Genomic DNA, 22,233 nt, shown 5'->3' with positions numbered 1-22,233 from the left:
TAAGTCGCCGTTAACCATGCCTCTTTACCTCTTGGTGAGGATTGGAGCGGGGCGGAGCTGCCGATGTCGGACAAGATGCAACTGGTGGTGGCCACGCCGTGCTTCGGCGGGCAGGTGTCGAGCATCTATGCGAGCTCGATCTTCGCGCTCCAGCGCGCCGTGCACGGCATGTCCAATCTCGAGCTCAAGGTGCTCTTGCGCGACGGTGACGCACTGATCACGCGGGCGCGGGCCAATCTGGCCGCGATGTTCCTGGACGATCCCAAGGCGACGCACTTCCTGTTCATCGATGCCGACATCGGCTTCAAGCCGGAGCAGGTGTTCCGGCTGATCGAATGCGGCGCGGACGTCGTCGCCGGCTGCTATCCGATCAAGCGGATCAATTGGGACAAGGCCGCGCGTGCCATCCAGTCGGGTCGCGCCGACGTGCCGGCCGCTTCGCTCGACTACGTGCTCGAGATCGAGGACCCCGACCGCATCGTGGTCGTCAACGGCTTTACCCGCGTGCGGTATGCGGGCACGGGTTTCCTGATGATCCGGCGCCACGTGCTGGAAGCGATGTGCCGCTACCCGGACTATGCAGCGTTGCAATTCTTCCGAGAGCATTCGCACGATACGCTGGCGGCGAGCCCGAACCGGTTCGCGCTGTTCGAATGCATGATCGATCCCGTGACAGGCACGTACCTTTCCGAGGACTTCGCCTTCTGCAAGCGCTGGACCGACATCGGCGGCGAGATCTGGGCCGACATCCAGAGCTCGCTCGACCACGTCGGCCCGTCGGTGTTCCACGGCGACATCGCCTCGCAATTCGCGCCGGCGCCCGCAGCGGCGGCGGCCGATGCGGCGTGAGCCCTTCGGGATGAGCAGCGGCGCATCCCGTCTGTCGGAACCGGAACGCGCATCCGACCACGGCTCGCGTTACGGCCTGCGCGACCTCTTCACGCCGCTCGACACGCTGCTCGTCTCCGGCGGAGATCCGCGGCTGACGCTCGATGCCAGCAATCGCGTCAACGCCTATGGCTGCGCGGCCTCGCCCGAGCCTGCGGTCTGGAATTTCGCCTCCTCGACCGCCTCGACGATCTCGCAAGCGGCCTATGACCGGGCCGCGCTGGCGCGCGAAGAGCTGGTGCACAAATGCCTGTTCGACGAGGTCGAGCTCGTCTTCGATGCGCGCTGCGAGGACATGCGCGACGAGCTGCGCGGCCAGCTCCAGCTCCCGCCGCGCGTCGATGTCGTGTTCTCCCCGTCCGGCACGGACTCCCAGCTCCACGCCCTGTTCGTGGCGCGCACGATGCTCGGCGCGCCGCCGGTGACGATCGTGGTCGGGTCTGATCAGACCGGAAGCGGGACGACCCATACCGCGCGTGGACATCATTTCAGCTCCATGACGGCGAACGGCCTTGCCGTCCGCAAGGACGGAGCGGTTGCGGGTCTCGCCGGCGCCAGCATCGCGCTGCCGTTGCGCGAGGCGGGGGCCGGGATCGCGATGCGTGCGGACATCGATGCTGCGGTGCTGCGCGCAATCGAGGCCACGATCGCGCAGGGCGCGCCGGTGCTGCTTCAGATCATGGATATGTCGAAGCTCGGCTGGCGCGCACCGAGCGCAGCCTGTCTCGACGAGATCGCGCGGCGCTGGCCGCGCAAGGTTCAGATCGTCGTCGATGCCTGTCAGGCCCGGCTCGGCCGCCGCCGATTGCGTGCCCATCTCGACCGCGGTTACCTGGTGCTGATCACCGGCTCGAAATTCTTCGGCGGCCCGGCCTTCAGCGGCGCGCTGCTGGTGCCGAAGGGCTTCTCCCGATCGCTCGACCGGGTCGAGGCGATCGCGCCGGGCTTCTTCGATTATGCCGGCCGTTGCGACTGGCCGATGGCGTGGACGGCGCTGCGTTCGCGCTTCGCGCGCCGGCCGAATTTCGGCCAATGGTTGCGCTGGGAGGCAGCGCTGGCCGAGATCGGTAGCTACCATGCGGTGCCGGGCGCGTTCCGCGCCAGGGCGCTGACCGAGCTTGCCGCCGGCATCGACAGCATGATCGCGTTGTCGTCGTCGCTTCTCCCCGCTCCAACCGGGATGGAGAAGGCCGGTGCGGACGACGAGGAGTTCGCGCAGCGGACGATCTTTCCGTTTCTGCTGCTGCGCGACGGCAAGCCGGTCTCGATCGCGGAGACCGGTGCCGTTCATCAGGCGCTCGCGCGTGACGTGAACGAGGAGATCGGCGGCAGCACGGCCGACCGGGACGTCGCCGCACAGCGCTGTCTGATCGGCCAACCGGTCCGGCTGGAACGGCAGGACGAGGCACCGCTCGCCGTCTTGCGCCTTTGCGTCGGCGCACGGCTCGTGACCGAGGCCTGGTCCCCGGACCCGGTGGAAGCGCAACGCAATCTGCAGGAGGTCCTCGATCGCGTTGCGCATGTTCTGGTCAAGATCGAGCTGTTGCTCGGGCGCGGCGCCGCGGCGCCCGTGCAGGTAACGTCCGCGTCCGAGGTGTGAGATGCAGCAGCCAGTTTCCGCGGCCAATTATGCCGACCGCATCGGCTTCGCGCAGCTGACGCGCCAGGCCTTCGAAGGTGTCGATCTGCAGCCCTTGCGCGATCAACTCGTCGTCCGGATCACGGAGGGGACGGCGCAGGCGGGCGAGGGTCTCGATCTGTCGCTGATCGTCCAGCTCCTTGGCGACAAGGAGGCGGGGCTTGCGATCCAGTCGGAGGTGCTCACCTTCCATCAGTTGTTTCGTACGCCGAGCGCGGCCGCGAAGCCGGGCTTGCGCTTGCTCGCGCTTGCGGCCGACATCGACATGGGCGGCAACACGCCGATCGATTTCCTGCTCGAAGGCTCCGACATCGAGCTGTTGACGCTCTACGTGGTCAAGGGCGTCGGTCTGCCCGAGAGCTTGCCCGACCACGACGTTGCGATCGTGGTTGCGTCCGACTCGGAGGAGTGCCGGGACGCGCTCGCGCTGATCGAGAAGGCCGCGCCACACTGGCCCCGTCCGCTGCTCAATCGCCCCGATCTGATCGGCAACCTCGATCGCGACAAGCTGTATCGGCTGCTGGCGGGCGTGCCCGGCCTCGACATTCCCGCGACCGTCCACGCTACGCGCACGCAATTGTCGGATCTCGCGCAGGGGCGGATCGCCTGCGGGACGATCGCGAACGAATTGCACTTTCCGATGATCGCGCGGCCGCGCGGCTCACATGCCGGCGTCGGGCTCGCGAAGCTCGACGACGCGGCGGCGCTCGAGGCCTATCTCGCCGCACGCAAAGAGCAGGATTTCTTCGTCGCACGCTTCGTCGACTATGCCAGCCCCGACGGACTCTACCGCAAATATCGTCTCGCCATGGTCGACGGCAAACCTTACGCCTGCCACATGGCGATCGCCGATCGCTGGGACATCTGGTACCTCAACGCCTACATGGCGTTCAGCGAGGAGAAGCGGGCTGAAGAGGCCGTCTTCATGCTCGACTTCGATCACGCCTTCGCAGCTCGGCACGAGCACGCGCTCGATGAGCTGAGCAGGCGCGTCGGCCTCGACTATTTCATTGTCGATTGCGCCGAGAACCAGAATGGCGAGCTCCTGGTGTTCGAGGCCGACAATACCGCCGTCGTGCACAACATGGATTCGCCGGTCGTGTTTCCGTACAAGCCGCCGCAGATGCGCAAGATATTTGCGGCGTTCACGGCGATGCTGTCGCGGCATGCACGAGCGGGCGAGGGAAGCGCGACATGAACGAGATCATCCGTAACGCGCAAAGCTCCGTCACCCACAGCTCGCTCGACCCGCAGGACTGGAGCGAGTTGCGTGCACTGGCTCATCGTATGCTCGATGATGCGATTGACGGCATCGCCAATGTTCGTGCGCGCCCGGTGTGGCAGCCGATCCCCGATGCGACCCGTGCGGCGTTGAAGGCCGACGTGCCGCGCGAGGCAAACGATCTCGCCGACGTCTATCGCGAATTCAGCGAGCATGTCGCACCCTATGCGACCGGCAACGTCCATCCAGGCTTCATGGGCTGGGTCCATGGCGGCGGCACCGCGGTCGGCATGCTCGCGGAAATGCTCGCAGCCGGCCTCAATGCCAATCTCGGCGGACGCGACCACATGCCGATCGAGGTCGAGCGCCAGATCGTGGCGTGGATGCGCTGCCTGTTCGGCTTTCCGGATAGTGCGAGCGGCATCTTCGTCACGGGCACGTCGATGGCCAATCTGATGGCGGTGCTGGTGGCCCGTACGAACGCGCTCGGCACGCTGGCGCGGCAACACGGCCTCGGCAATGACGGCGCGGTGCTCACGGCCTATACGTCGCACGCCGCACATGGCTGCATCTCGAGGGCGATGGACATTGCCGGGTTCGGCACGGATGCGCTGCGCAAGATCGGTGTCGATGCCGATCATCGCATCGATGTTGCCGCGTTGCGCGCGCAGATCGCTATTGACCGCGAGGTCGGCTTCAAGCCGTTCCTGGTGGTCGCGTCTGCCGGCACGGTCGATGTCGGCGCGATCGACGATCTCAAGGCAGTCGCGGAGCTGTGCCACGAGGAAGGGATCTGGTTTCACGTCGACGGCGCCTTCGGTGCGCTCGCCATCCTCTCGCCTGAACTCGCGCCGCTGCTCGGCGGCATCGAGCTTGCGGATTCCATCGCGCTCGACTTCCACAAATGGGGGCAGGTGCCCTACGATGCCGGCTTCCTGCTGGTGCGTGACGGCGAGCAGCACCGGCAGGCTTTTGCACAGCCCGCGGCCTATCTGCGCCGCGAGGCGAGGGGACTTGCGGCGGGCGCAGTCTGGCCCTGCGATCTCGGTCCAGATCTGTCGCGCGGCTTCCGTGCGCTGAAGACCTGGTTCACGTTGAAGACGTTCGGCACCGATCGGCTCGGTGCGGTGGTCGCGCGAAGCTGCGCGCTCGCGAAATATCTGGAGGCGCGCATTGTCGCCGAGCCGCGGCTGGAATTGCTGGCGCCGGTCAATCTCAACATCGTCTGCTTCCGCTACCGCGCCGATGATGCGGTCAATCGCGAGATCGTCGCCGACATCCAGGAGGCCGGTGTCGCGGCCCCGTCGAGCACGACGCTGGACGGCAAGTTCGCGATCCGCGCCGCGATCGTCAATCACCGCACCGACGAGACCGACATCGATGCGCTGGTCGCGGCCGTGCTGGAGTTCGGCGGGCGCCGAGCCGGCGACGGAGTGATCGAGGTCGAAGCGCCGCCGCTCGCCGCGCAGTAGCGCCGATGCAGGCCTGAGACGACAACGGCCCCGGAGATGATCCGGGGCTGTTGTCGTTGTGCGGCTCGGCCGCTCGCGCGGCCGTTGCGATCGCGTGTGGTCAGGCGGCGGTGCTCTCCGCCTTGGGCTGCGTGGCCTCGAACTGATCGCGCAGCTTTTCTTCATATGCGATCAGCTTGCGGGCGTCCTTCAGCGCCCGGTAGAGGTCGCCGTTGAGGATGTTGTTGTTGATGGCTTCGATGATTGGCCAGGCGCTCGGCACCGCGGTGACGATGTCGCGCACCAGGTTGAAATAGGTGCCGTGCTGGGTCTGCGGATCGGGCGAGATGTACATGAGCTGGACCGCCAGGTAGACCAGCTTGGCGGGCGTGTCCGCGGTCTCCGGCGTGAGGATGTCGCGCTCGCGCAGGATCGGCACGTTGTCGCCGTCGATCAGGAGGCGGGCGCGCTGGTCCGTGTTGGTAATCACGCAGTTACCGACGATGATGCGCTCGTGCGGTCTGAGCTCGACCTTGAGGGCCATGCCTGTTCTCCATCAACGCTTTCGTAACCGAGCGTTCGTTGCGGTCCGTCAAAGCAGGATTCTCGCTCGGAATGAGTTAACGAGTCGTAAATTCTCGGGCTTTGCACGGAAAAGCTCAACGTTTTCAAAGTTGTCGTTGTGCGAGGGCGCAATCCTGCGAGCGGCTTCCCGGCGCGAATCACGCGCGACCGGGCAAAAGCGCCGGTTTCATTTCATGCTTCGTTAGAGGTCTCAGCGCCACGGTCCGCCGGTCGCTGGATCACGCTCGATCCAAGCAGACGTGTAACAGTAGCGTCGTTTACCAGAAAGGTAACAGAGTCATGTCCGGTATCGTTCTCTCCGCATCGGTTCGCCAGAACCTGCTCTCCCTCCAGTCCACCGCCGATCTTCTCGCCACCACGCAGAACCGTCTGTCGACCGGCAAGAGCGTCAACTCGGCTCTCGACAATCCCACCAACTTCTTCACCGCACAGTCGCTCGACAACCGCGCCAGCGACATCAACAACCTGCTCGACGGCATCGCCAACGGCGTGCAGGTGCTGCAGGCTGCCAACACCGGCATCACCTCGCTGCAGAAGCTGATCGACAGCGCCAAGTCGATCGCCAACCAGGCGCTGCAGACCACCGTCGGCTATTCCACCAAGTCGAACGTCTCCGCCACCATCTCCGGTGCGACGGCGGCCGACCTGCGTGGTACGACCTCCTACGCCAGCGCGACGGCGAGCAGCAACGTCGTGTTTAGCGGCGCTGCCGGCGGCACCACCGCGGCGAACGGCACCACCTCGCTCGGCGCCACCCTCGGCACGTTCACGGGCACCGCGGCAACGGCCGGCGACGGCACCACGGCCCTGACCGGCACCATCACCCTGATCGCCACCTCGGGCACGACCGCAACCGGCCTCGTCGGCAACGCGCAGCCCGCCGACGGCGACACGCTGACCGTAAACGGCAAGACCATTACATTCCGCAGCGGCTCTGCGCCGGCGTCGACGGCGGTCCCGTCCGGCTCGGGCGTCAGCGGTAACCTCGTCACCGACGGCAGCGGCAACACCACTGTCTATCTCGGCACCGCCGGCACCCCGGCTGCGACCGTCAACGACCTGTTGACCGCAGTCGATCTCGCCAGCGGCGTGAAGACGGCTGCCATCAGCTCGGGTGCTGCGACGATCGCCACGAGCGTCAACCAGACCGCTTCGAGCGTCGCTGCGGGCGCCGTCACGCTGAAGAGCTCGACGGGTGCGGATCTGAGCGTTACCGGCAAGGCCGACCTGCTCAAGGCTCTCGGGCTGAGCGGCGCAGTCGGCGGCGGCAACGCCACCGTGAGCGTCAACCGTACCACGAGCGCGACCTCGCTGGGTGCGACGATCACGGACGGCTCGACGCTGAACGTCAACGGTCACGTCATCACCTTCAAGAACGCGCCGACCCCGGGTACGACCGGTGCTCCCAGCGTTCCGACCGGTTTTGGCGCGAGCGGTAACGTCCTCACCGACGGCAACGGCAACTCGACGGTCTATCTGCAGGGCGGCTCGGTCAACGACGTCCTGAAGGCGATCGACCTCGCCACCGGCGTGCAGACCGCGACGGTCAATGCCAACGGCACCGCGACGCTTGCGACGGCCACCGGCCAGACCAACTCGTCGATCAACGCCTCGGGCCAGCTCAAGCTCTCGACCGGCGTCAACGCCGACCTGTCGATCACCGGCACCGGCAACGCGCTGAACGCGCTTGGCCTCGCCGGCAACACCGGCACCGCGACCGCCTTCACGGCGGCCCGTACCTCCGGCGTCGGCGGCATCAGCGGCAAGACCTTGACCTTCAGCTCCTTCAATGGCGGCACGGCGGTCAACGTCACCTTCGGCGACGGCACCAACGGCACGGTCAAGACGCTCGATCAGCTCAACACCAAGCTGCAGGCCAACAACCTGTCCGCGACGATCGACGCCAACGGCCTGCTGACGATCTCGACCACCAACGACTACGCGTCCTCGACCATCGGATCGAGCGCCGCGGGTGGTGCGATCGGCGGCACGCTGACCTCGTCGCTCACCTTCTCGACGGCTTCCACCCCCGTCCAGGATACGGTTGCACAGACCTCGCGTGCGAACCTGGTGTCTCAGTACAACAACATCCTGAACCAGATCGACACGACCTCGCAGGACTCCTCGTTCAACGGTGTCAACCTCTTGAACGGCGACCAGCTCAAGCTGGTGTTCGACGAGACCGGCAAGTCGAACCTGAGCATCACCGGCGTGACCTACAACTCCAAGGGTCTGGGCCTTGCTGCGCTGACCAGCGGTGTCGACTTCATCGACAACGCTGCCACCAACAAGGTGCTGACCAACCTGAACGCGGCGTCGAGCACGCTGCGCTCGGAAGCCTCCAGCCTCGGTTCGAACCTCTCGGTGGTGCAGGTTCGTCAGGACTTCAACAAGAGCCTGATCAACGTGCTGCAGACCGGCTCGTCCAACCTGACACTGGCCGACACCAACACCGAAGCGGCCAACAGCCAGGCGCTGTCGACCCGCCAGTCCATCGCGGTCTCCGCGCTGTCGCTGGCCAACCAGTCGCAGCAGAGCGTGCTGCAGCTGCTCCGCTAACTGGCGGACGACATCGCAAGCAAGATCCGGCGGCGGGGCTTCGGCCCCGCCGCTTTCTTTTTGCGCCGGCCTCAGAGTGCCGATCGGCAAAGTGGAACGATGCATTCGGATGCAGCCAATTGCTCACTCTGAGTTATGGTTGACAAGTCGCAAACATCTGGTCGCTGCGCGAAAAAGCATCATCCTATCATGGCGATATGAGCGAGCTCGATCCGGCTCCGATCGCTCGCATGGTGAATCCGCGCACGGTTCGGCGCGACACGCTTCATGCTTTGTTAGCCGTCTGCGTTCACCGTCCCGGCATCGATTAATCCTAATCGAAGTTTGTTGCGTTGCGTACCAGAAGGGTAACACTCAATGTCCGGTATTGTTCTTTCTGCGTCGGTTCGTCAGAACCTGCTTTCTCTCCAGTCCACCGCTGATCTTCTCGCCACCACGCAGAGCCGTCTGTCGACCGGCAAGAGCGTCAACTCGGCCCTGGACAATCCCACCAACTTCTTCACCGCACAGTCGCTCGACAACCGCGCCAGCGACATCAACAACCTGCTCGACGGCATCGCCAACGGCGTGCAGGTACTGCAGGCTGCCAACACCGGCATCACCTCGCTGCAGAAGCTGATCGACAGCGCCAAGTCGATCGCCAACCAGGCGCTGCAGACCACCGTCGGCTACTCCACCAAGTCGAACGTCTCCACCACCATCTCCGGCGCGACGGCGGCCGATTTGCGTGGCACGACCTCCTACGCCAGTGCGACGGCGAGCAGCAACGTGGTGTATAACGGCACGGCCGGCGGCACCACGGCGGCGAACGGCACCACCTCGCTCGGCGCCACCCTCGGCACGTTCACGGGCACCGCGGCAACGGCCGGCGACGGCACCACGGCCCTGACCGGCACCATCACCCTGATCGCCACCTCGGGCACGACCGCAACCGGCCTCGTCGGCAACGCGCAGCCCGCCGACGGCGACACGCTGACCGTGAACGGCAAGACCATCACGTTCCGTAGCGGCTCTGCGCCGGCGTCGACGGCGGTCCCGTCCGGCTCGGGCGTCAGCGGCAACCTCGTCACCGACGGCAACGGCAACACCACCGTCTATCTCGGCACCGCCGGTACCCCGGCTGCGACCGTCAACGACCTGTTGACCGCGGTCGATCTCGCCAGCGGCGTGAAGACGGTCGCCATCAGCTCGGGTGCTGCGACGATCGCGACGAGCGTCAACCAGACCGCCTCGAGCGTTGCTGGTGGCCAGGTCACGCTGAAGAGCTCGACGGGTGCGGATCTGAGCCTCACCGGCAAGGCCGACCTGCTCAAGGCCCTCGGCGTGAGCGGCGCAGTCGGCGGCGGCAACGCCACCGTGAGCGTCAACCGCACCACCAGCGCGACCTCGCTGGGTGCGACGATCACGGACGGCTCGACGCTGAACGTCAACGGTCACGTCATCACCTTCAAGAACGCGCCGACCCCGGGTACGACCGGTGCTCCCAGCGTTCCGACCGGCTTTGGCGCGAGCGGTAACGTCCTCACCGACGGCGCCGGCAACTCGACGGTCTATCTGCAGGGCGGCTCGATCAACGACGTCCTGAAGGCGATCGACCTTGCCACAGGCGTGCAGACCGCGACGGTCAATGCCAACGGCACCGCGACGCTTGCGACGGCCACCGGCCAGACCAACTCGTCGATCAACGCCTCGGGTCAGCTCAAGCTCTCGACCGGCGTCAATGCCGACCTGTCGATCACCGGCACCGGCAACGCGCTGAACGCGCTTGGCCTCGCCGGCAACACCGGCACCGCGACCGCCTTCACGGCGGCCCGTACCTCCGGCGTCGGCGGCATCAGCGGCAAGACCTTGACCTTCGCCGCCTTCAACGCGGGCACGGCGGTCAACGTCACCTTCGGCGACGGCACCAACGGCACGGTCAAGACGCTCGATCAGCTCAACACCAAGCTGCAGGCCAACAACCTGTCCGCGACGATCGACGCCAACGGCCTGCTGACGATCTCGACCACCAACGACTACGCGTCCTCGACCATCGGCTCGACGGCCGCCGGCGGCGCGATCGGCGGCACGCTCACTTCGGCACTGACCTTCTCGACGGCTTCCACTCCCATCGCGGATGCGGTTGCACAGACGGCTCGTGCGAACCTGGTGTCTCAGTACAACAACATCCTGAACCAGATCGACTCGACGGCGCAGGACTCCTCGTTCAACGGTGTCAACCTCTTGAACGGCGACCAGCTCAAGCTGGTGTTCGACGAGACCGGCAAGTCGAACCTGAGCATCACCGGCGTGACCTACAACTCCAAGGGTCTGGGCCTTGCTGCGCTGACCAGCGGTGTCGACTTCATCGACAACGCTGCCACCAACAAGGTGCTGACCAACCTGAACGCCGCGTCGAGCACGCTGCGCTCGGAAGCCTCGGCTCTGGGTTCGAACCTGACGATCGTTCAGGTTCGTCAGGACTTCAACAAGAACCTGATCAACGTGCTGCAGACCGGTTCGTCCAACCTGACGCTGGCCGACACCAACGTCGAGGCGGCGAACAGCCAGGCGCTGTCGACCCGCCAGTCCATCGCGGTCTCCGCGCTGTCGCTGGCCAACCAGTCGCAGCAGAGCGTGCTGCAGCTGCTCCGCTAACTGGCGGACGACATCGCAAGCAAGATCCGGCGGCGGGGCCTTGGCCCCGCCGTCTTTTTTCGTTCGTCAGTCGAGGTTCGAGAGCGCAGGCGACGGTCCGGGAAAGTAACCAGCGGTTATGGTTAATGGAGCGTAAGCGCTGAGAAAAGCCAATGATTCCAGGGCGATTGCCTGACGCTGCAAGCGCGTCCAGGCGCTTATGGTGAACCGGCGCTTAGGCAGGCGATGTTCGTTTCACCCTTTGTTAGCCATGTCAGCTCACCCTGTGCCCGTCACTCGATCCAGAAGCGATCGAACGAAGACGCGTAAGCCAGAAGGGTAAGAGTCATGTCCGGTATCGTTCTCTCTGCGTCGGTTCGTCAGAACCTGCTCTCTCTCCAGTCCACCGCCGATCTCCTCGCCACCACACAGAACCGTCTGTCGACCGGCAAGAGCGTCAACTCGGCCCTGGACAATCCCACCAACTTCTTCACGGCACAGTCGCTCGACAACCGCGCCAGCGACATCAACAATCTGCTCGACGGCATCGCCAACGGTGTGCAGGTGCTGCAGGCTGCCAACACCGGCCTGACCTCGCTGCAGAAGCTGATCGACAGCGCCAAGTCGATCGCCAACCAGGCGCTGCAGACCACCGTCGGCTACTCCACCAAGTCGAACGTCTCCACCACCATCGCCGGCGCGACCGCGGCGGACCTGCGCGGCACGACGAGCTTTGCCAGCGCGACCGCGAGCAGCAACGTGCTGTATAACGGCACGGCCGGCGGCACCACGGCGGCGAACGGCACCACCTCGCTCGGCGCCACCCTCGGCACGTTCACGGGCACCGCGGCAACGGCCGGCGACGGCACCACGGCCCTGACCGGCACCATCACCCTGATCGCGACCTCGGGCACGACCGCAACCGGCCTCGTCGGCAACGCGCAGCCCGCCGACGGCGACACGCTGACCGTGAACGGCAAGACCATCACGTTCCGCAGCGGCTCGGCGCCGGCGTCGACGGCGGTTCCGTCCGGCTCGGGTGTCAGCGGCAACCTCGTCACCGATGCCAACGGCAACACCACCGTCTATCTCGGCACCGCCGGCACCCCGGCTGCGACCGTCAACGATCTGTTGACCGCGGTCGATCTCGCCAGCGGCGTGAAGACCGCTTCCATCACTTCGGGTGCTGCGACGATCGCCACGAGCGTCAACCAGACCGCTTCGAGCGTTGCTGCGGGCGCCGTCACGCTGAAGAGCTCGACGGGTGCGGATCTCAGCCTCACCGGCAAGGCCGACCTGCTCAAGGCTCTCGGCCTGACGACGTCCTCGGGTGCGGGCAATGCCAGCCTGAGCGTCAACCGGACCACGACTGCGTCCTCGCTGGGGGCGACCCTCACGGACGGCTCGACGCTGAACGTCAACGGTCACGTCATCACCTTCAAGAATGCGCCGACCCCGGGTACGACCGGTGCTCCGAGCGTTGCGAGCGGCTATGGTGCGAACGGTGCGGTCGTCACCGACGGCAATGGCAACTCGACGGTCTATCTGCAGTCCGGCACGGTGAACGACGTCCTGAAGGCGATCGACCTTGCCACCGGCGTGCAGACGGCGACGATCAATGCCAACGGCACTGCGACGCTTGCGACCGCGACGGGCCAGTCGAACTCCACGATCAATACGTCCGGTCAGCTCAAGCTCTCGACCGGCGTCAATGCCGACCTGTCGATCACCGGCACCGGCAACGCGCTCAATGTGTTCGGCCTCGCCGGCAACACCGGCAACGCAACGGCCTTCACCGCGGCCCGCACCTCCGGCATCGGCGGCATCGCCGGGAAGACCTTGACCTTCAGCTCCTTCAATGGCGGCACGGCGGTAAACGTCACCTTCGGCGACGGCACCAACGGCACGGTCAAGACGCTCGATCAGCTCAACAACAAGCTTCAGGCCAACAACCTGGCTGCGACGATCGACGCCAACGGCCTGCTGACGATCACGGCCTCGAACGACTACGCGTCCTCGACGCTCGGCTCGACGGCCGCCGGCGGCGCAATCGGCGGCACGCTCACTTCGGCACTGACCTTCTCGACGGCTTCCACCCCCGTCCAGGATGCGGTTGCGCAGACGGCTCGTGCGAACCTGGTGTCTCAGTACAACAACATCCTGAACCAGATCGACACGACTTCGCAGGACTCCTCGTTCAACGGCGTCAACCTGCTCAATGGTGATCAGCTCAAGCTGGTGTTCGACGAGACCGGCAAGTCGAGCCTGAACATCACCGGCGTGACCTACAACTCCAAGGGTCTGGGCCTCGCGGCGCTGACCGTCGGCGTCGACTTCATCGACAACGCCGCGGCCAACAGGGTGCTGACCAACCTGAACGCGGCGTCGAGCACGCTGCGCTCGGAAGCCTCCAGCCTCGGCTCGAACCTCTCGGTCGTGCAGATCCGTCAGGACTTCAACAAGAACCTGATCAACGTGCTGCAGACCGGTTCGTCCAACCTGACGCTGGCCGACACCAACGTCGAGGCGGCGAACAGCCAGGCGCTGTCGACCCGCCAGTCCATCGCGGTCTCTGCGCTGTCGCTGGCCAACACCTCGCAGCAGAGCGTGCTCCAGCTGCTCCGCTAACAAGTAACTGAAATCACTCAATAAAATCGAGCGGTGGGGCCATTTGCCCCGCCGCTCTTTTTTGCGTTCGGAGGCGGGCAGGGCTCTTCACCCGCCATTAACCCTATCGCTTAAACCGGCGTTAACCATACTTTAAAGGACACGTCCTAAAACTGGACAAAAGCCCGCTCTCCAGACCGCGCGGCCGATTCGTACCCGGTTCAAGAGGAAGACTCGCCAATGTCCAACATCGTTCTCTCGGCGTCCGTTCGCCAGAACCTGTTGTCGCTGCAGTCGACGGCCGACTTGCTGGCCACGACGCAGGAACGGCTGTCGACCGGCAAGAAGGTCAATACAGCGCTCGACAATCCCACCAACTTCTTCACGGCACAGGGCTTGGACAACCGGGCGAGCGACATCAGCAACCTGCTCGACGGCATCAACAACGGTGTGCAGGTGCTCCAGGCCGCCAACACCGGCATCACCTCGCTCCAGAAGCTGATCGACAGCGCGAAATCGATCGCCAACCAGGCGCTCCAGACCACGGTCGGCTATTCCACCAAGTCGAACGTCTCCACCACGATTCCCGGGGCGACGCCCGCCGATTTGCGCGGAACGACCTCCTATGCGAGCGCGACCGCCAAGAGCAACGTGCTCTATACCGGTGCGGCCGGCGGCACGACCCCGGTCACCGGAACTGCCGCGCTCGGCGCATCGCTCGGCTCGAGCGCCGGCACCTTTACCGGCACGGCAGCGCTCGCCGCCGACGGCACCACCGCACTGTCCGGCACCGCCACGCTGCTCGGCACCACGGCATCGGCCACTTTCAGCACGCCGCCCGCGGACGGCGACACCATCACGGTGAACGGCAAGACCATCACTTTCCGCACCGGCGTTGCTCCGAGCACGCAGCCGACCGGCTGGGGCCTCGATGCCAGCGGGCACATTGCCACGGACGGCAACGGCAATTCGATCGTCTACGAGGGAACGGCGGCTGCGCCCGGGGCGACGGTCAACGACGTCCTCACTGCGATCGACCTCGCCAGCGGCGTCAAGACCGCAACCATCAGCGCAGGCGCGGCGACCATCGCGGTCAGCGGTTCGGCGGGTCCCGTCGGCACGCTTCAGGTTGCATCCTCGATCACGGCGGGCGCCGTGACGCTGAAGAGCTCGACCGGCGCCGATCTCAGCGTGACGGGCAAGGCCGATTTCCTCAAGGCGCTCGGCCTGACATCCGCGACCGGCGCGGGCAACGCGAACGTGACCGCGAACCGGTCGACCACGGCCGGCTCGCTCGGCTCCCTGGTCCAGGACGGCTCGACGCTGAACATCGACGGCAAGACCATCACCTTCAAGAACGCGCAGACGCCGCAATCGGCGGCGGGCGTCACCTCCGGCGGCGTCAGCGGCAACATCGTCACCGACGGCAACGGCAACTCGACGGTCTATATCCAGAGCGCGACGTTGACCGACCTGCTCAACGCAGTCGACCTTGCCACCGGCGTCAAGACCGCCAGCATCTTCAACGGCGCGGCGGCCCTGTCGACCACCGCGGGCCAGATTCCGTCCTCGGTCAACAGCAGCGGCCAGCTTGCGCTCTCGACCGGCATCAACTCAGACCTGTCGATCACCGGCACCGGCAACGCTCTCAGCGCCTTCGGCCTCAGCGGCAACACCGGGACGGCGACCGCCTTCACCGCGGCGCGCACCTCGGGCGTCGGCGGCATCAGCGGCAAGACGCTGACCTTCACCTCCTTCAACGGCGGCACGCCGGTCAACGTCACCTTCGGCGACGGCACCAACGGCACCGTCAAGACGCTGGACCAGCTCAACGCGCAGCTTCAGGCCAATCACCTGACGGCGACGATCGATGCCAACGGCGTGCTCACGGTGACGACCGTCAACGAATACGCCTCTTCGACGCTCGGCTCGAGCGTCGCGGGCGGCGCAGTCGGCGGCACGATCACCGGTGTTCTGGCCTTCACCACGGCGCAGCCGCCGGTCCAGGATCCGGTCGCGCAGACCGCGCGCTCCAACCTGGTCAACCAGTTCAACAACATCCTGGCCCAGATCGACACGACGTCGCAGGACTCCTCCTTCAACGGCGTCAACCTGCTCAACGGCGACACGCTGAAGCTCGTCTTCAACGAGACCGGAAGTTCCACGCTGAGCATCAACGGCGTTGTGTTCAACGCGGCGGGCCTCGGACTCAGCAATCTCGTCAACGGCGTCGACTTCATCGACAACGGCGCCACCAACAAGGTGCTGGCCAGCCTGAACGCGGCCTCGAGCACGTTGCGCTCGCAAGGTTCGACGCTCGGTTCGAATCTGTCGATCGTGCAGGTGCGTCAGGATTTCTCCAAGAACCTGATCAACGTGCTGCAGACCGGCTCGTCCAACCTGACGCTCGCCGACACCAACGAGGAAGCGGCCAACAGCCAGGCGCTGTCGACGCGCCAGTCGATCGCGGTCTCCGCGCTGTCGCTGGCCAACCAGTCGCAGCAGAGCGTGCTCCAGCTGCTCCGCTAATCGCGCGGTGCAGAATCGCTATTCGAGATTTCGCGGCGGGGCTAATGCTCCGCCGTTCATTTGAGGGAGATCGCTAACTCGAGATTAGCTCAGATCGACACGCCTCATGCGATGTGCGTTTACACCGTGTGTGCGTGGATCTAACGTTTGCGCTGACGAAGAGCTCCGCGACCCGTACTTATCCGGAGTGCTTCCAAGCACACATGTAAGCAAATCTTAAGCGGTGCTGCCTAGGGTTGGGAAAGAAATCCTTAAGCTCTTTCAACGGGCTAGGAAACTTCCAGGGTGTGATTGATGTCGAATTCTGCTGCCTCGGCCTACGCGCGTGTTGCAACGACCACAGCATCTCCTCGCGACATCGAGGCGCAGACCCTGCTCAAGGCCGCGAACAAGCTCCAGGATGCGGTGAACAACGCCGATCCGCTCAGCGAGCAGACCATGCAGGCCCTGATGTTCAACCGCAAGCTCTGGACCATCTTCCTGAGCGAGGCGATGCGCGACAACAATCCGCAGCCGATCGACGTCCGGCAGAAGATCGCCAACATCAGCGTGTTCGTGCTGAGCCAGACCGCGGCGCTCCAGATGAGCCCACAGTTCGATCATTTCCGCCCACTGATCGAGATCAACCGCAACATCGCTGCGGGTCTGTCCGGACGGCCGTGAACGGCCTTCCGTCGTGGTCGAGCATGTTGTAGATCACGCAAGAGGTTCACGCTGAAGAGGGCAGGGCGCAACGGCGCAACCGATACTGCCGTTGCGACGTTGATGGTCAGGCGCTGCGGTCGGTGCTGAGCGGACGCGAGGGTTCGGACTTCATATCCAGGGCGTGGAAATAGGCCCTCCGGCGCAGCATCGCCTCGTCGGGAAATTGATTGACCACCGCGTCGGTCCTCTCGTTGACGACCTGGAAGACGAAGGATGCGGCCGCCTGGTCGAACACGACTTGGCGCGAAATGTTTTCGTGGTTCGGCAAATCATTGCGCACCGGCGCGCTCGTATCGCTCGCGGCGACCGTCTGCCTCACCGGAAGATCAGTTTGCACGGCCTCGTTCGCCGCCGCGTTGGGCGTCGCTACGATCTGCACGGGGGCCGGGATCCCCACCGGCCTGATGCTGAAATCTGTACTCATGGCAGCCTCCTGGTTGCCTCACGTGAGTCAAATCCCAACCCCTCTAATCGCGCAAGCATGGAACACCAGGACTGAAGACCTGGTAACGAAACGTGCCTAACCGCGCGGCGATTTCGCCGCGCGGTTTTTCGTCAAATTGTCTCTTGTTCTCGAGCGCGCTCAGAGCGAGCGGCTGACCGCGAGCGGCGTGATGTGGCGCGGTCCGGGAGCGGCGCGACGACCTGCGGCCGTATAGGTGTTCGGTACGTTGCGCTTCTGGATCTCGGCATTGACGCCGCGCACGACGCTCTCGGACACCGCGTGCGCGGTGGCGAGCACGGTGAGATTGACCTGAAGCATCGCGCGAAATGCATCGTGGTGACGATGCAGGGTCGAGAGCAGCTCGGGCGCGGATTTCGCGAGCTGGGCCTGGTTCGCCTTCAGCTGGCTGACGGCGCCGACATAGTTGCGCGACAGCTCCTGCTTCCTGCCCTCGAGCATCATGGCGTCGCGGACCTTGCCGGCGCGAACGAGCTCGGTCTCGCGCTCGATCAGCCCGAGCAGGGCGCTCATCGCATCCATCAGGTCCTCGGCGAGCTTGCGCGCCTCGGCGCTACCGGGCGCGGTGTTCGGGCGCTGCGCTTGCATCGGCTGACGTGAGAGGTTGGAATGATTCATCTCGTTTGACCTTATGCCGTGCGGATCGTTTTCGCCTGCTGCATGATCAGGGTGCGGTAGACTTCGGTGGCGACGCCGACGCCGCCGGCCTTGGCGAAGTTCTTGGAATATTGCTCGGTCAGCATCGAGCGCCACACGCCGGTGCCGGGCGTGTCGCCGAACGGGCCTTCGCCCTTCAGGCCGGAGGTCATCTGCGAGAACATGCTGTTGAGGAACATCGCCTCGAAGTCGGTGGCGGTCTTCTGCGCCTTGGTCTGCTGCTGCGGCGAGACCTTTTGCAACGCGGCGGCGAGATCGAAGTCCGGCCGGCCGTTGCGGCTCTCGACCGAGAAGGCCGAGGAGGTGGCGAGGCGCGGAGTGTTGATCGCATTGGTCTGCATCACATCACCTCGATGTCGGCTTCGATCGCACCGGCGGCCTTGATCGCCTGGAGGATGCTGATCATGTCGCGCGGACCGATGCCGAGGCCGTTGAGGCCGTCGACGAGCTGTTGGAGCGACACGCCGTCCTTGACGACCGCCAGCTTCTTGCCGTCCTCGGTGACGGTGACGCTGCTGCGCGGTGCGACCACGGTCCGGCCCCGCGACAACGGATTGGGCTGGCTCACCTGGGGGCTCTCGGAGATCGTGACGGTGAGATTGCCCTGCGCGACCGCGACGGTGGCGACGCGGACGTCGCGGCCCATCACGATGATGCCGCTCCGTTCGTCGATGATGATCTTGGCGGCGAGATCGGGATCGACCTGGAGCTGCTCGATCTCGGTGAGAAAGGCGACGACGTTGCCCTTGAACTCCGGCGGGATCGACAGCTGCACCGTCGAGGGATCGATCGGCTCGGCGGTCTTGACGCCGAGATAGTCGTTGACGGCGGCAGCGATGCGCTTGGCGGTGGTGAAGTCGGCATTGCGCAGCGCCAGGCGCACATTCGGCAGGCGGTTGAGCGCGAACTCGATCTCGCGCTCGATGATGGCGCCGTTGGCAATGCGGCCCACGGTCGGGACGCCTCGGACGATTTTCGCCGCTTCGCCCTCGGCCTGGAAACCCGAAATTGCGAGCGAGCCCTGGGCGACCGCATAGACGTTGCCGTCGGCGCCGAGCAGGGGGGTCACGAGCAGGGTCCCGCCCTGGAGGTTCTTGGCGTCGCCGAGCGCGGAGACGGTGACGTCCATGCGCGTGCCTTGGGTGGCGAAGGCCGGCAGGTTGCCGGTGACCATCACGGCGGCGACGTTGCCGGTGCGGATGGTGGCGCCGCGGATGTTGACGCCCATGCGCTCGAGCATCGCTTGCAGCGACTGCTTGGTGAAGGGGATGTTGTTGAGCGTATCGCCGGTGCCGTTGAGGCCGACGACGAGGCCGTAGCCGATGAGCTGGTTCTGCCGCACGCCCTCGATGTTGGCGAGATCCTTGATGCGCGAGGTCGCAGCCGCTGACGTGACCGAGAGCGCCAGCGCTGACAGCGCAGCGCAGGCCACCCCAACAATCCTCACCCAACGAACGCCTGGCATCCTCTGCTCCCCAAGGGTACCCGAAAGGGCTCCTCAAATCGAAGGACCGGCTGCGACACTCCCATGACGAGCTGGTCCGGCGCTTTCCTTGCGAGCGCTGTGCCAACCCAGGGCAGCAAGGGTAGGTGGCTGAATAGGTTGAATAAATCTGTTTCGACTGGTGTCAGCGGGCGTTCGCCCTGAGGAGCGAAACTGCCGCCTGTCGGCAGTTTTTGCCGGGCTGTTTACGCCCCGTTAACCATAAAGCGGCGAAGGTGAGGCATCGATCACCCGGATTGCTGCGATGCGCATCTACGGACCGAACGGCACCACGCTTGGAGCGCCGGCCAGCCAGGCCAAGCGAACCGGCTCCGGCACCTTCGTCCTGCCCGACACCTCGTCGGCGCAGGAGACGCGGAGCGCTGCTGCGCCGAAGGCCGCTGCCAACATCGATGCACTGCTTGCGCTGCAAGGCGTCGAGGAGGATCTGGTCGAGCGCCGCAAGCGCTCGGTCGCCCGCGGCAAGACCGCGCTCGACGTGCTCGACGATCTCAAGATGGGCCTTCTGTCCGGTAATCTCGACGCCTCGACGGTGATGCGGCTGCGCGATGCGGCGGCGAACCTGAAATCGTCCTCCGGCGATCCTGGTCTCGATGCCGTGCTCTCCGAGATCGAGCTGCGCGTCGAGGTCGAACTGGCGAAGGCCGGACAGGCGTAGTCGCGCGTTGCGAACGATGCCCCTACGCCGCTTCCACCTTCTGCTGGGCGTCGTAGCGGCGCTGGGCGGCGAGCACGTCCTTCAGATTTTCCTCGGCCCAATCGCGCAGGGGATCGACCGCTGCCGCCAGCGTCACTCCAAGCTGCATGATCGAATATTCCACCGTGACAGGCACGGTTGCGATGGCGCGACGCCTGATCAGGCCGTCGCGCTCGAGCGATTTGAGAACCTGGCTCAGCATCTTCTGTGAAATGCCTTCGATCGTGCGGCGCAACTGATTGAAGCGCATCGGCTCCTCGCGCAACAGCAGAAGGATCAGCACCGCCCATTTGTCGCCGACGCGATCCAGGATCTGGCGCGTCGGACAGTTCGCTGCGTAGACGTCGGGTCTCATCATCGGGGCCTCGGATTCCGTTCGGCTCGGTTGCCAACAAGCATGCCGGTTACTCCAGCGTTATCAGGTAAGCACAAAGTGCTCTCTTAACACCAGCATTCTTTGCGATATCTAGTCACCTTTGGTTACTATAGGAGCAAAGGAGCCTTCCATGAGAATCGCAGTCGCCGGCGCCTCAGGCCGGGCCGGGTCGGAAATCACCAAGGAACTGTCTCGTCGCGGCCATAGCGTCACCGCCATAGCCCGCAACCCCGAAAAGATCGCGGCGCTGCCCAATGTCACGCCCATCCGGGGCGACGTGCTCGATCAGGCGGGCCTTGCCAAGCTGTGGGCCGGGCACGACGTCGCCGTCAGTTCCGTGCATTTCCTCGCTAGCGACCCGATCAAGCTGATCGGCGCGGCGAAGGACTCCAAGGTGGCCCGTTACCTCGTCGTCGGCGGCGCCGGCAGCCTGGGGGTCGCCCCGGGCGTGAAGCTGGTCACAACCGAGGGCTTTCCGGCCCAATACAAGGCCGAGGCCGAAAAGGGTTCCGCCTTCCTGGACCTGCTGCGGCAGGAAAAGGACCTGAACTGGACCTTCATCTCGCCGTCCGCGCTGTTCGTCGAGGGTGAGCGCACGGCCAAGTTCCGGCTCGGGACCGATCAGCTTCTCGCAGATGCGAACGGAAAGAGCTGGATCACCTTCGCCGACTACGCCATTGCGCTCGCCGACGAGATCGAGCGGCCGGCCCATCAGAGGCAGCGTTTCACGGTCGGATACTGAGCCTTCAGCCACCCCCGGGCCTTTGCGGATAAACCTTCCTGTGCAAGGGCTTGGGGGCGGCGATGGAGCGGTGAGGGAAATATTGTCTGTCACAGGTGGCCGCTATATAAGGCCCCGCTCAACGGACCTCGTTCCGTTTCGCGAGTCGTTGCTTAGACAGATAGGCCGCCCTTGGAAAAGTTGAAAAACTACCGACCGACCGAAAAAGAGCCTTTCATGAACGACCGGCAGAAGGAGTACTTCCGTTTGAAGCTCCTTGCCTGGAAGGATGAGATCCTCAAAGAGTCCAAGCTCACCCTGCAAGCCCTGCAGGAGGAGAACGTGAACCACCCCGATCTCGCCGATCGGGCATCGTCCGAAACCGACCGTGCCATCGAACTCCGCGCCCGCGACCGCCAGCGCAAGTTGATCGCCAAGATCGACGCCGCGCTCCAGCGCATCGAGGACAACACCTATGGCTATTGCGAGGATACCGGCGAGCCGATCTCATTGAAGCGGCTCGAGGCCCGGCCCATCGCGACGCTCTCGGTGGAAGCGCAGGAGCGCCACGAGAAGCGCGAGAAGGTCTACCGCGACGAATAGAGCCCGAGCCGCAGAGTTGCGGCTCTTTGTTTTTGGAACGCAAGGCGCCCTTTCGGCGCCATAATCGGCATTTTGCCTGCCGCTTGCTGCCGCGCATCGACGGCGCGTGAGCCTGATCGCGAAAAGCGAATCGCGATCAAGGACCTAGACTCTATTTCTTCGAGCTCACGTGAGTTCCGATGAGAAGCAGCCTTAACTTCAGGTCCGGGAGATTTCGCGAGTCGCATCAACGGGATCGACTCGACTGTTGAGGCATCGATACAGCCGCATCAAGCGTCGCTGTAATCATGCCTCGCGCGAGGTTTTCGAGACCGCAAGGCGCTTCTCCATGAAAAGGCGCCTCGCCATAAAGCCCGGACCAGCTCAACATTTCCTTAAACGCGGGCGGGAGGCCGGAGCCTAATCCCCCCC

The 22,233-nt window shown here is 64.9% G+C and carries 18 protein-coding genes; 12 read left to right on the top strand and 6 right to left on the bottom strand.

Features of this window, described 5'->3' with window-relative positions; all coding sequences use genetic code 11:
* Window positions 1-63: 63 nt before the first annotated feature.
* From HAP40_RS25935 to HAP40_RS25920, 4 genes are read left to right on the top strand one after another with little or no spacing between them, the layout of a single operon-like run.
* A complete protein-coding gene (locus HAP40_RS25935) occupies window positions 64-849 on the top strand; it encodes a hypothetical protein (protein ID WP_166815074.1) in 786 nt (261 codons plus the stop codon).
* The gene (locus HAP40_RS25930; protein WP_166815075.1) at window positions 839-2,488 is read left to right on the top strand and encodes a hypothetical protein; all 1,650 of its coding nucleotides are present in this window, start codon (window positions 839-841) and stop codon (window positions 2,486-2,488) included. Before HAP40_RS25935 ends, HAP40_RS25930 begins: the two co-directional genes overlap by 11 nt.
* Window position 2,489: 1 nt before the next feature.
* On the top strand, window positions 2,490-3,725 hold the full coding sequence (locus tag HAP40_RS25925) for an ATP-grasp domain-containing protein (protein WP_166815076.1): 1,236 nt from the start codon (window positions 2,490-2,492) through the stop codon (window positions 3,723-3,725).
* Window positions 3,722-5,221 carry a pyridoxal phosphate-dependent decarboxylase family protein gene (locus HAP40_RS25920; RefSeq protein ID WP_166815077.1) on the top strand — a complete coding sequence of 500 codons (1,500 nt, stop codon included), beginning with the start codon at window positions 3,722-3,724 and terminating at the stop codon, window positions 5,219-5,221. The genes HAP40_RS25925 and HAP40_RS25920 overlap by 4 nt, the downstream gene beginning before the upstream one ends.
* Window positions 5,222-5,321: 100 nt before the next feature.
* Here HAP40_RS25920 and flbT read toward each other — a convergent pair whose 3' ends face one another.
* On the bottom strand, window positions 5,322-5,744 hold the full coding sequence (gene flbT, locus HAP40_RS25915) for a flagellar biosynthesis repressor FlbT (RefSeq protein WP_166815078.1): 423 nt from the start codon (window positions 5,742-5,744) through the stop codon (window positions 5,322-5,324).
* Window positions 5,745-6,064: 320 nt separating this feature from the next.
* Between flbT and HAP40_RS25910 the strand changes: the two genes are divergently transcribed.
* The 5 genes from HAP40_RS25910 (at window position 6,065) to flaF (ending at window position 16,759) form a co-directional block, all read left to right on the top strand.
* Entirely contained in the window at window positions 6,065-8,344 is a 2,280-nt protein-coding gene (locus HAP40_RS25910; RefSeq protein ID WP_166815079.1) for a DUF1522 domain-containing protein, read from the top strand.
* Between the two features lie 357 nt (window positions 8,345-8,701).
* Window positions 8,702-10,981, top strand: a complete 2,280-nt coding sequence (locus HAP40_RS25905) for a DUF1522 domain-containing protein (protein ID WP_166815080.1) — start codon at window positions 8,702-8,704, stop codon at window positions 10,979-10,981.
* 327 nt (window positions 10,982-11,308) lie between these two features.
* On the top strand, window positions 11,309-13,588 hold the full coding sequence (locus HAP40_RS25900) for a DUF1522 domain-containing protein (protein ID WP_166815081.1): 2,280 nt from the start codon (window positions 11,309-11,311) through the stop codon (window positions 13,586-13,588).
* A 219-nt stretch (window positions 13,589-13,807) separates the two neighbouring features.
* Entirely contained in the window at window positions 13,808-16,096 is a 2,289-nt protein-coding gene (locus tag HAP40_RS25895) for a DUF1522 domain-containing protein (protein ID WP_166815082.1), read from the top strand.
* A 294-nt stretch (window positions 16,097-16,390) separates the two neighbouring features.
* Window positions 16,391-16,759, top strand: a complete 369-nt coding sequence (gene flaF, locus HAP40_RS25890) for a flagellar biosynthesis regulator FlaF (RefSeq protein WP_008554779.1) — start codon at window positions 16,391-16,393, stop codon at window positions 16,757-16,759.
* Between the two features lie 106 nt (window positions 16,760-16,865).
* Here the strand turns inward: flaF and HAP40_RS25885 are convergent, their stop codons facing one another.
* The 4 genes from HAP40_RS25885 to HAP40_RS25870 all read right to left on the bottom strand — a co-directional run bounded on the left by HAP40_RS25885 (window position 16,866) and on the right by HAP40_RS25870 (window position 19,386).
* A complete protein-coding gene (locus tag HAP40_RS25885; protein ID WP_166815083.1) occupies window positions 16,866-17,225 on the bottom strand; it encodes a hypothetical protein in 360 nt (119 codons plus the stop codon).
* A gap of 159 nt (window positions 17,226-17,384) precedes the next feature.
* Entirely contained in the window at window positions 17,385-17,882 is a 498-nt protein-coding gene (locus tag HAP40_RS25880; RefSeq protein WP_166815084.1) for a hypothetical protein, read from the bottom strand.
* Between the two features lie 11 nt (window positions 17,883-17,893).
* Complete coding sequence (gene flgJ / locus HAP40_RS25875; RefSeq protein WP_166815085.1) at window positions 17,894-18,262, bottom strand: flagellar assembly peptidoglycan hydrolase FlgJ; 369 nt, start codon at window positions 18,260-18,262, stop codon at window positions 17,894-17,896.
* Entirely contained in the window at window positions 18,262-19,386 is a 1,125-nt protein-coding gene (locus HAP40_RS25870; RefSeq protein WP_166815086.1) for a flagellar basal body P-ring protein FlgI, read from the bottom strand. The genes flgJ and HAP40_RS25870 overlap by 1 nt, the downstream gene beginning before the upstream one ends.
* Window positions 19,387-19,669: 283 nt before the next feature.
* Here HAP40_RS25870 and HAP40_RS25865 point away from each other — a divergent pair, with 283 nt between their 5' ends.
* Window positions 19,670-20,083, top strand: coding sequence for a flagellar assembly protein FliX (locus tag HAP40_RS25865; protein WP_166815087.1), 414 nt, complete (start codon window positions 19,670-19,672; stop codon window positions 20,081-20,083).
* Window positions 20,084-20,105: 22 nt separating this feature from the next.
* Here the strand turns inward: HAP40_RS25865 and HAP40_RS25860 are convergent, their stop codons facing one another.
* The gene (locus HAP40_RS25860) at window positions 20,106-20,477 is read right to left on the bottom strand and encodes a winged helix-turn-helix transcriptional regulator (RefSeq protein ID WP_414645408.1); all 372 of its coding nucleotides are present in this window, start codon (window positions 20,475-20,477) and stop codon (window positions 20,106-20,108) included.
* Window positions 20,478-20,628: 151 nt separating this feature from the next.
* On the opposite strand from HAP40_RS25860, the gene HAP40_RS25855 reads away from it, so the two are divergent.
* Together HAP40_RS25855 and dksA are read left to right on the top strand one after the other, a co-directional pair.
* The gene (locus tag HAP40_RS25855; protein WP_166815089.1) at window positions 20,629-21,240 is read left to right on the top strand and encodes an NAD(P)-dependent oxidoreductase; all 612 of its coding nucleotides are present in this window, start codon (window positions 20,629-20,631) and stop codon (window positions 21,238-21,240) included.
* Window positions 21,241-21,456: 216 nt separating this feature from the next.
* Window positions 21,457-21,822 (top strand): RNA polymerase-binding protein DksA, encoded by a 366-nt coding sequence (gene dksA / locus HAP40_RS25850; protein WP_008554760.1) that lies wholly within the window; start codon window positions 21,457-21,459, stop codon window positions 21,820-21,822.
* The last annotated feature ends 411 nt before the right edge of the window (window positions 21,823-22,233 follow it).

It is taken from the genome of Bradyrhizobium sp. 1(2017), assembly GCF_011602485.2.
GTDB lineage: Bacteria > Pseudomonadota > Alphaproteobacteria > Rhizobiales > Xanthobacteraceae > Bradyrhizobium.
This window is presented reverse-complemented; position numbering and strand designations above follow the sequence as displayed.

Bases quoted from the DNA above. Each gene is read 5' to 3' on its own strand.
- HAP40_RS25935 (WP_166815074.1), top strand. From the start codon at position 64: ATGTCGGACAAGATGCAACTGGTGGTGGCCACGCCGTGCTTCGGCGGG.
- HAP40_RS25930 (WP_166815075.1), top strand. From the start codon at position 839: ATGCGGCGTGAGCCCTTCGGGATGAGCAGCGGCGCATCCCGTCTGTCG.
- HAP40_RS25925 (WP_166815076.1), top strand. From the start codon at position 2,490: ATGCAGCAGCCAGTTTCCGCGGCCAATTATGCCGACCGCATCGGCTTC.
- HAP40_RS25920 (WP_166815077.1), top strand. From the start codon at position 3,722: ATGAACGAGATCATCCGTAACGCGCAAAGCTCCGTCACCCACAGCTCG.
- flbT (WP_166815078.1), bottom strand. From the start codon at position 5,744: ATGGCCCTCAAGGTCGAGCTCAGACCGCACGAGCGCATCATCGTCGGT.
- HAP40_RS25910 (WP_166815079.1), top strand. From the start codon at position 6,065: ATGTCCGGTATCGTTCTCTCCGCATCGGTTCGCCAGAACCTGCTCTCC.
- HAP40_RS25905 (WP_166815080.1), top strand. From the start codon at position 8,702: ATGTCCGGTATTGTTCTTTCTGCGTCGGTTCGTCAGAACCTGCTTTCT.
- HAP40_RS25900 (WP_166815081.1), top strand. From the start codon at position 11,309: ATGTCCGGTATCGTTCTCTCTGCGTCGGTTCGTCAGAACCTGCTCTCT.
- HAP40_RS25895 (WP_166815082.1), top strand. From the start codon at position 13,808: ATGTCCAACATCGTTCTCTCGGCGTCCGTTCGCCAGAACCTGTTGTCG.
- flaF (WP_008554779.1), top strand. From the start codon at position 16,391: ATGTCGAATTCTGCTGCCTCGGCCTACGCGCGTGTTGCAACGACCACA.
- HAP40_RS25885 (WP_166815083.1), bottom strand. From the start codon at position 17,225: ATGAGTACAGATTTCAGCATCAGGCCGGTGGGGATCCCGGCCCCCGTG.
- HAP40_RS25880 (WP_166815084.1), bottom strand. From the start codon at position 17,882: ATGAATCATTCCAACCTCTCACGTCAGCCGATGCAAGCGCAGCGCCCG.
- flgJ (WP_166815085.1), bottom strand. From the start codon at position 18,262: ATGCAGACCAATGCGATCAACACTCCGCGCCTCGCCACCTCCTCGGCC.
- HAP40_RS25870 (WP_166815086.1), bottom strand. From the start codon at position 19,386: ATGCCAGGCGTTCGTTGGGTGAGGATTGTTGGGGTGGCCTGCGCTGCG.
- HAP40_RS25865 (WP_166815087.1), top strand. From the start codon at position 19,670: ATGCGCATCTACGGACCGAACGGCACCACGCTTGGAGCGCCGGCCAGC.
- HAP40_RS25860 (WP_414645408.1), bottom strand. From the start codon at position 20,477: ATGAGACCCGACGTCTACGCAGCGAACTGTCCGACGCGCCAGATCCTG.
- HAP40_RS25855 (WP_166815089.1), top strand. From the start codon at position 20,629: ATGAGAATCGCAGTCGCCGGCGCCTCAGGCCGGGCCGGGTCGGAAATC.
- dksA (WP_008554760.1), top strand. From the start codon at position 21,457: ATGAACGACCGGCAGAAGGAGTACTTCCGTTTGAAGCTCCTTGCCTGG.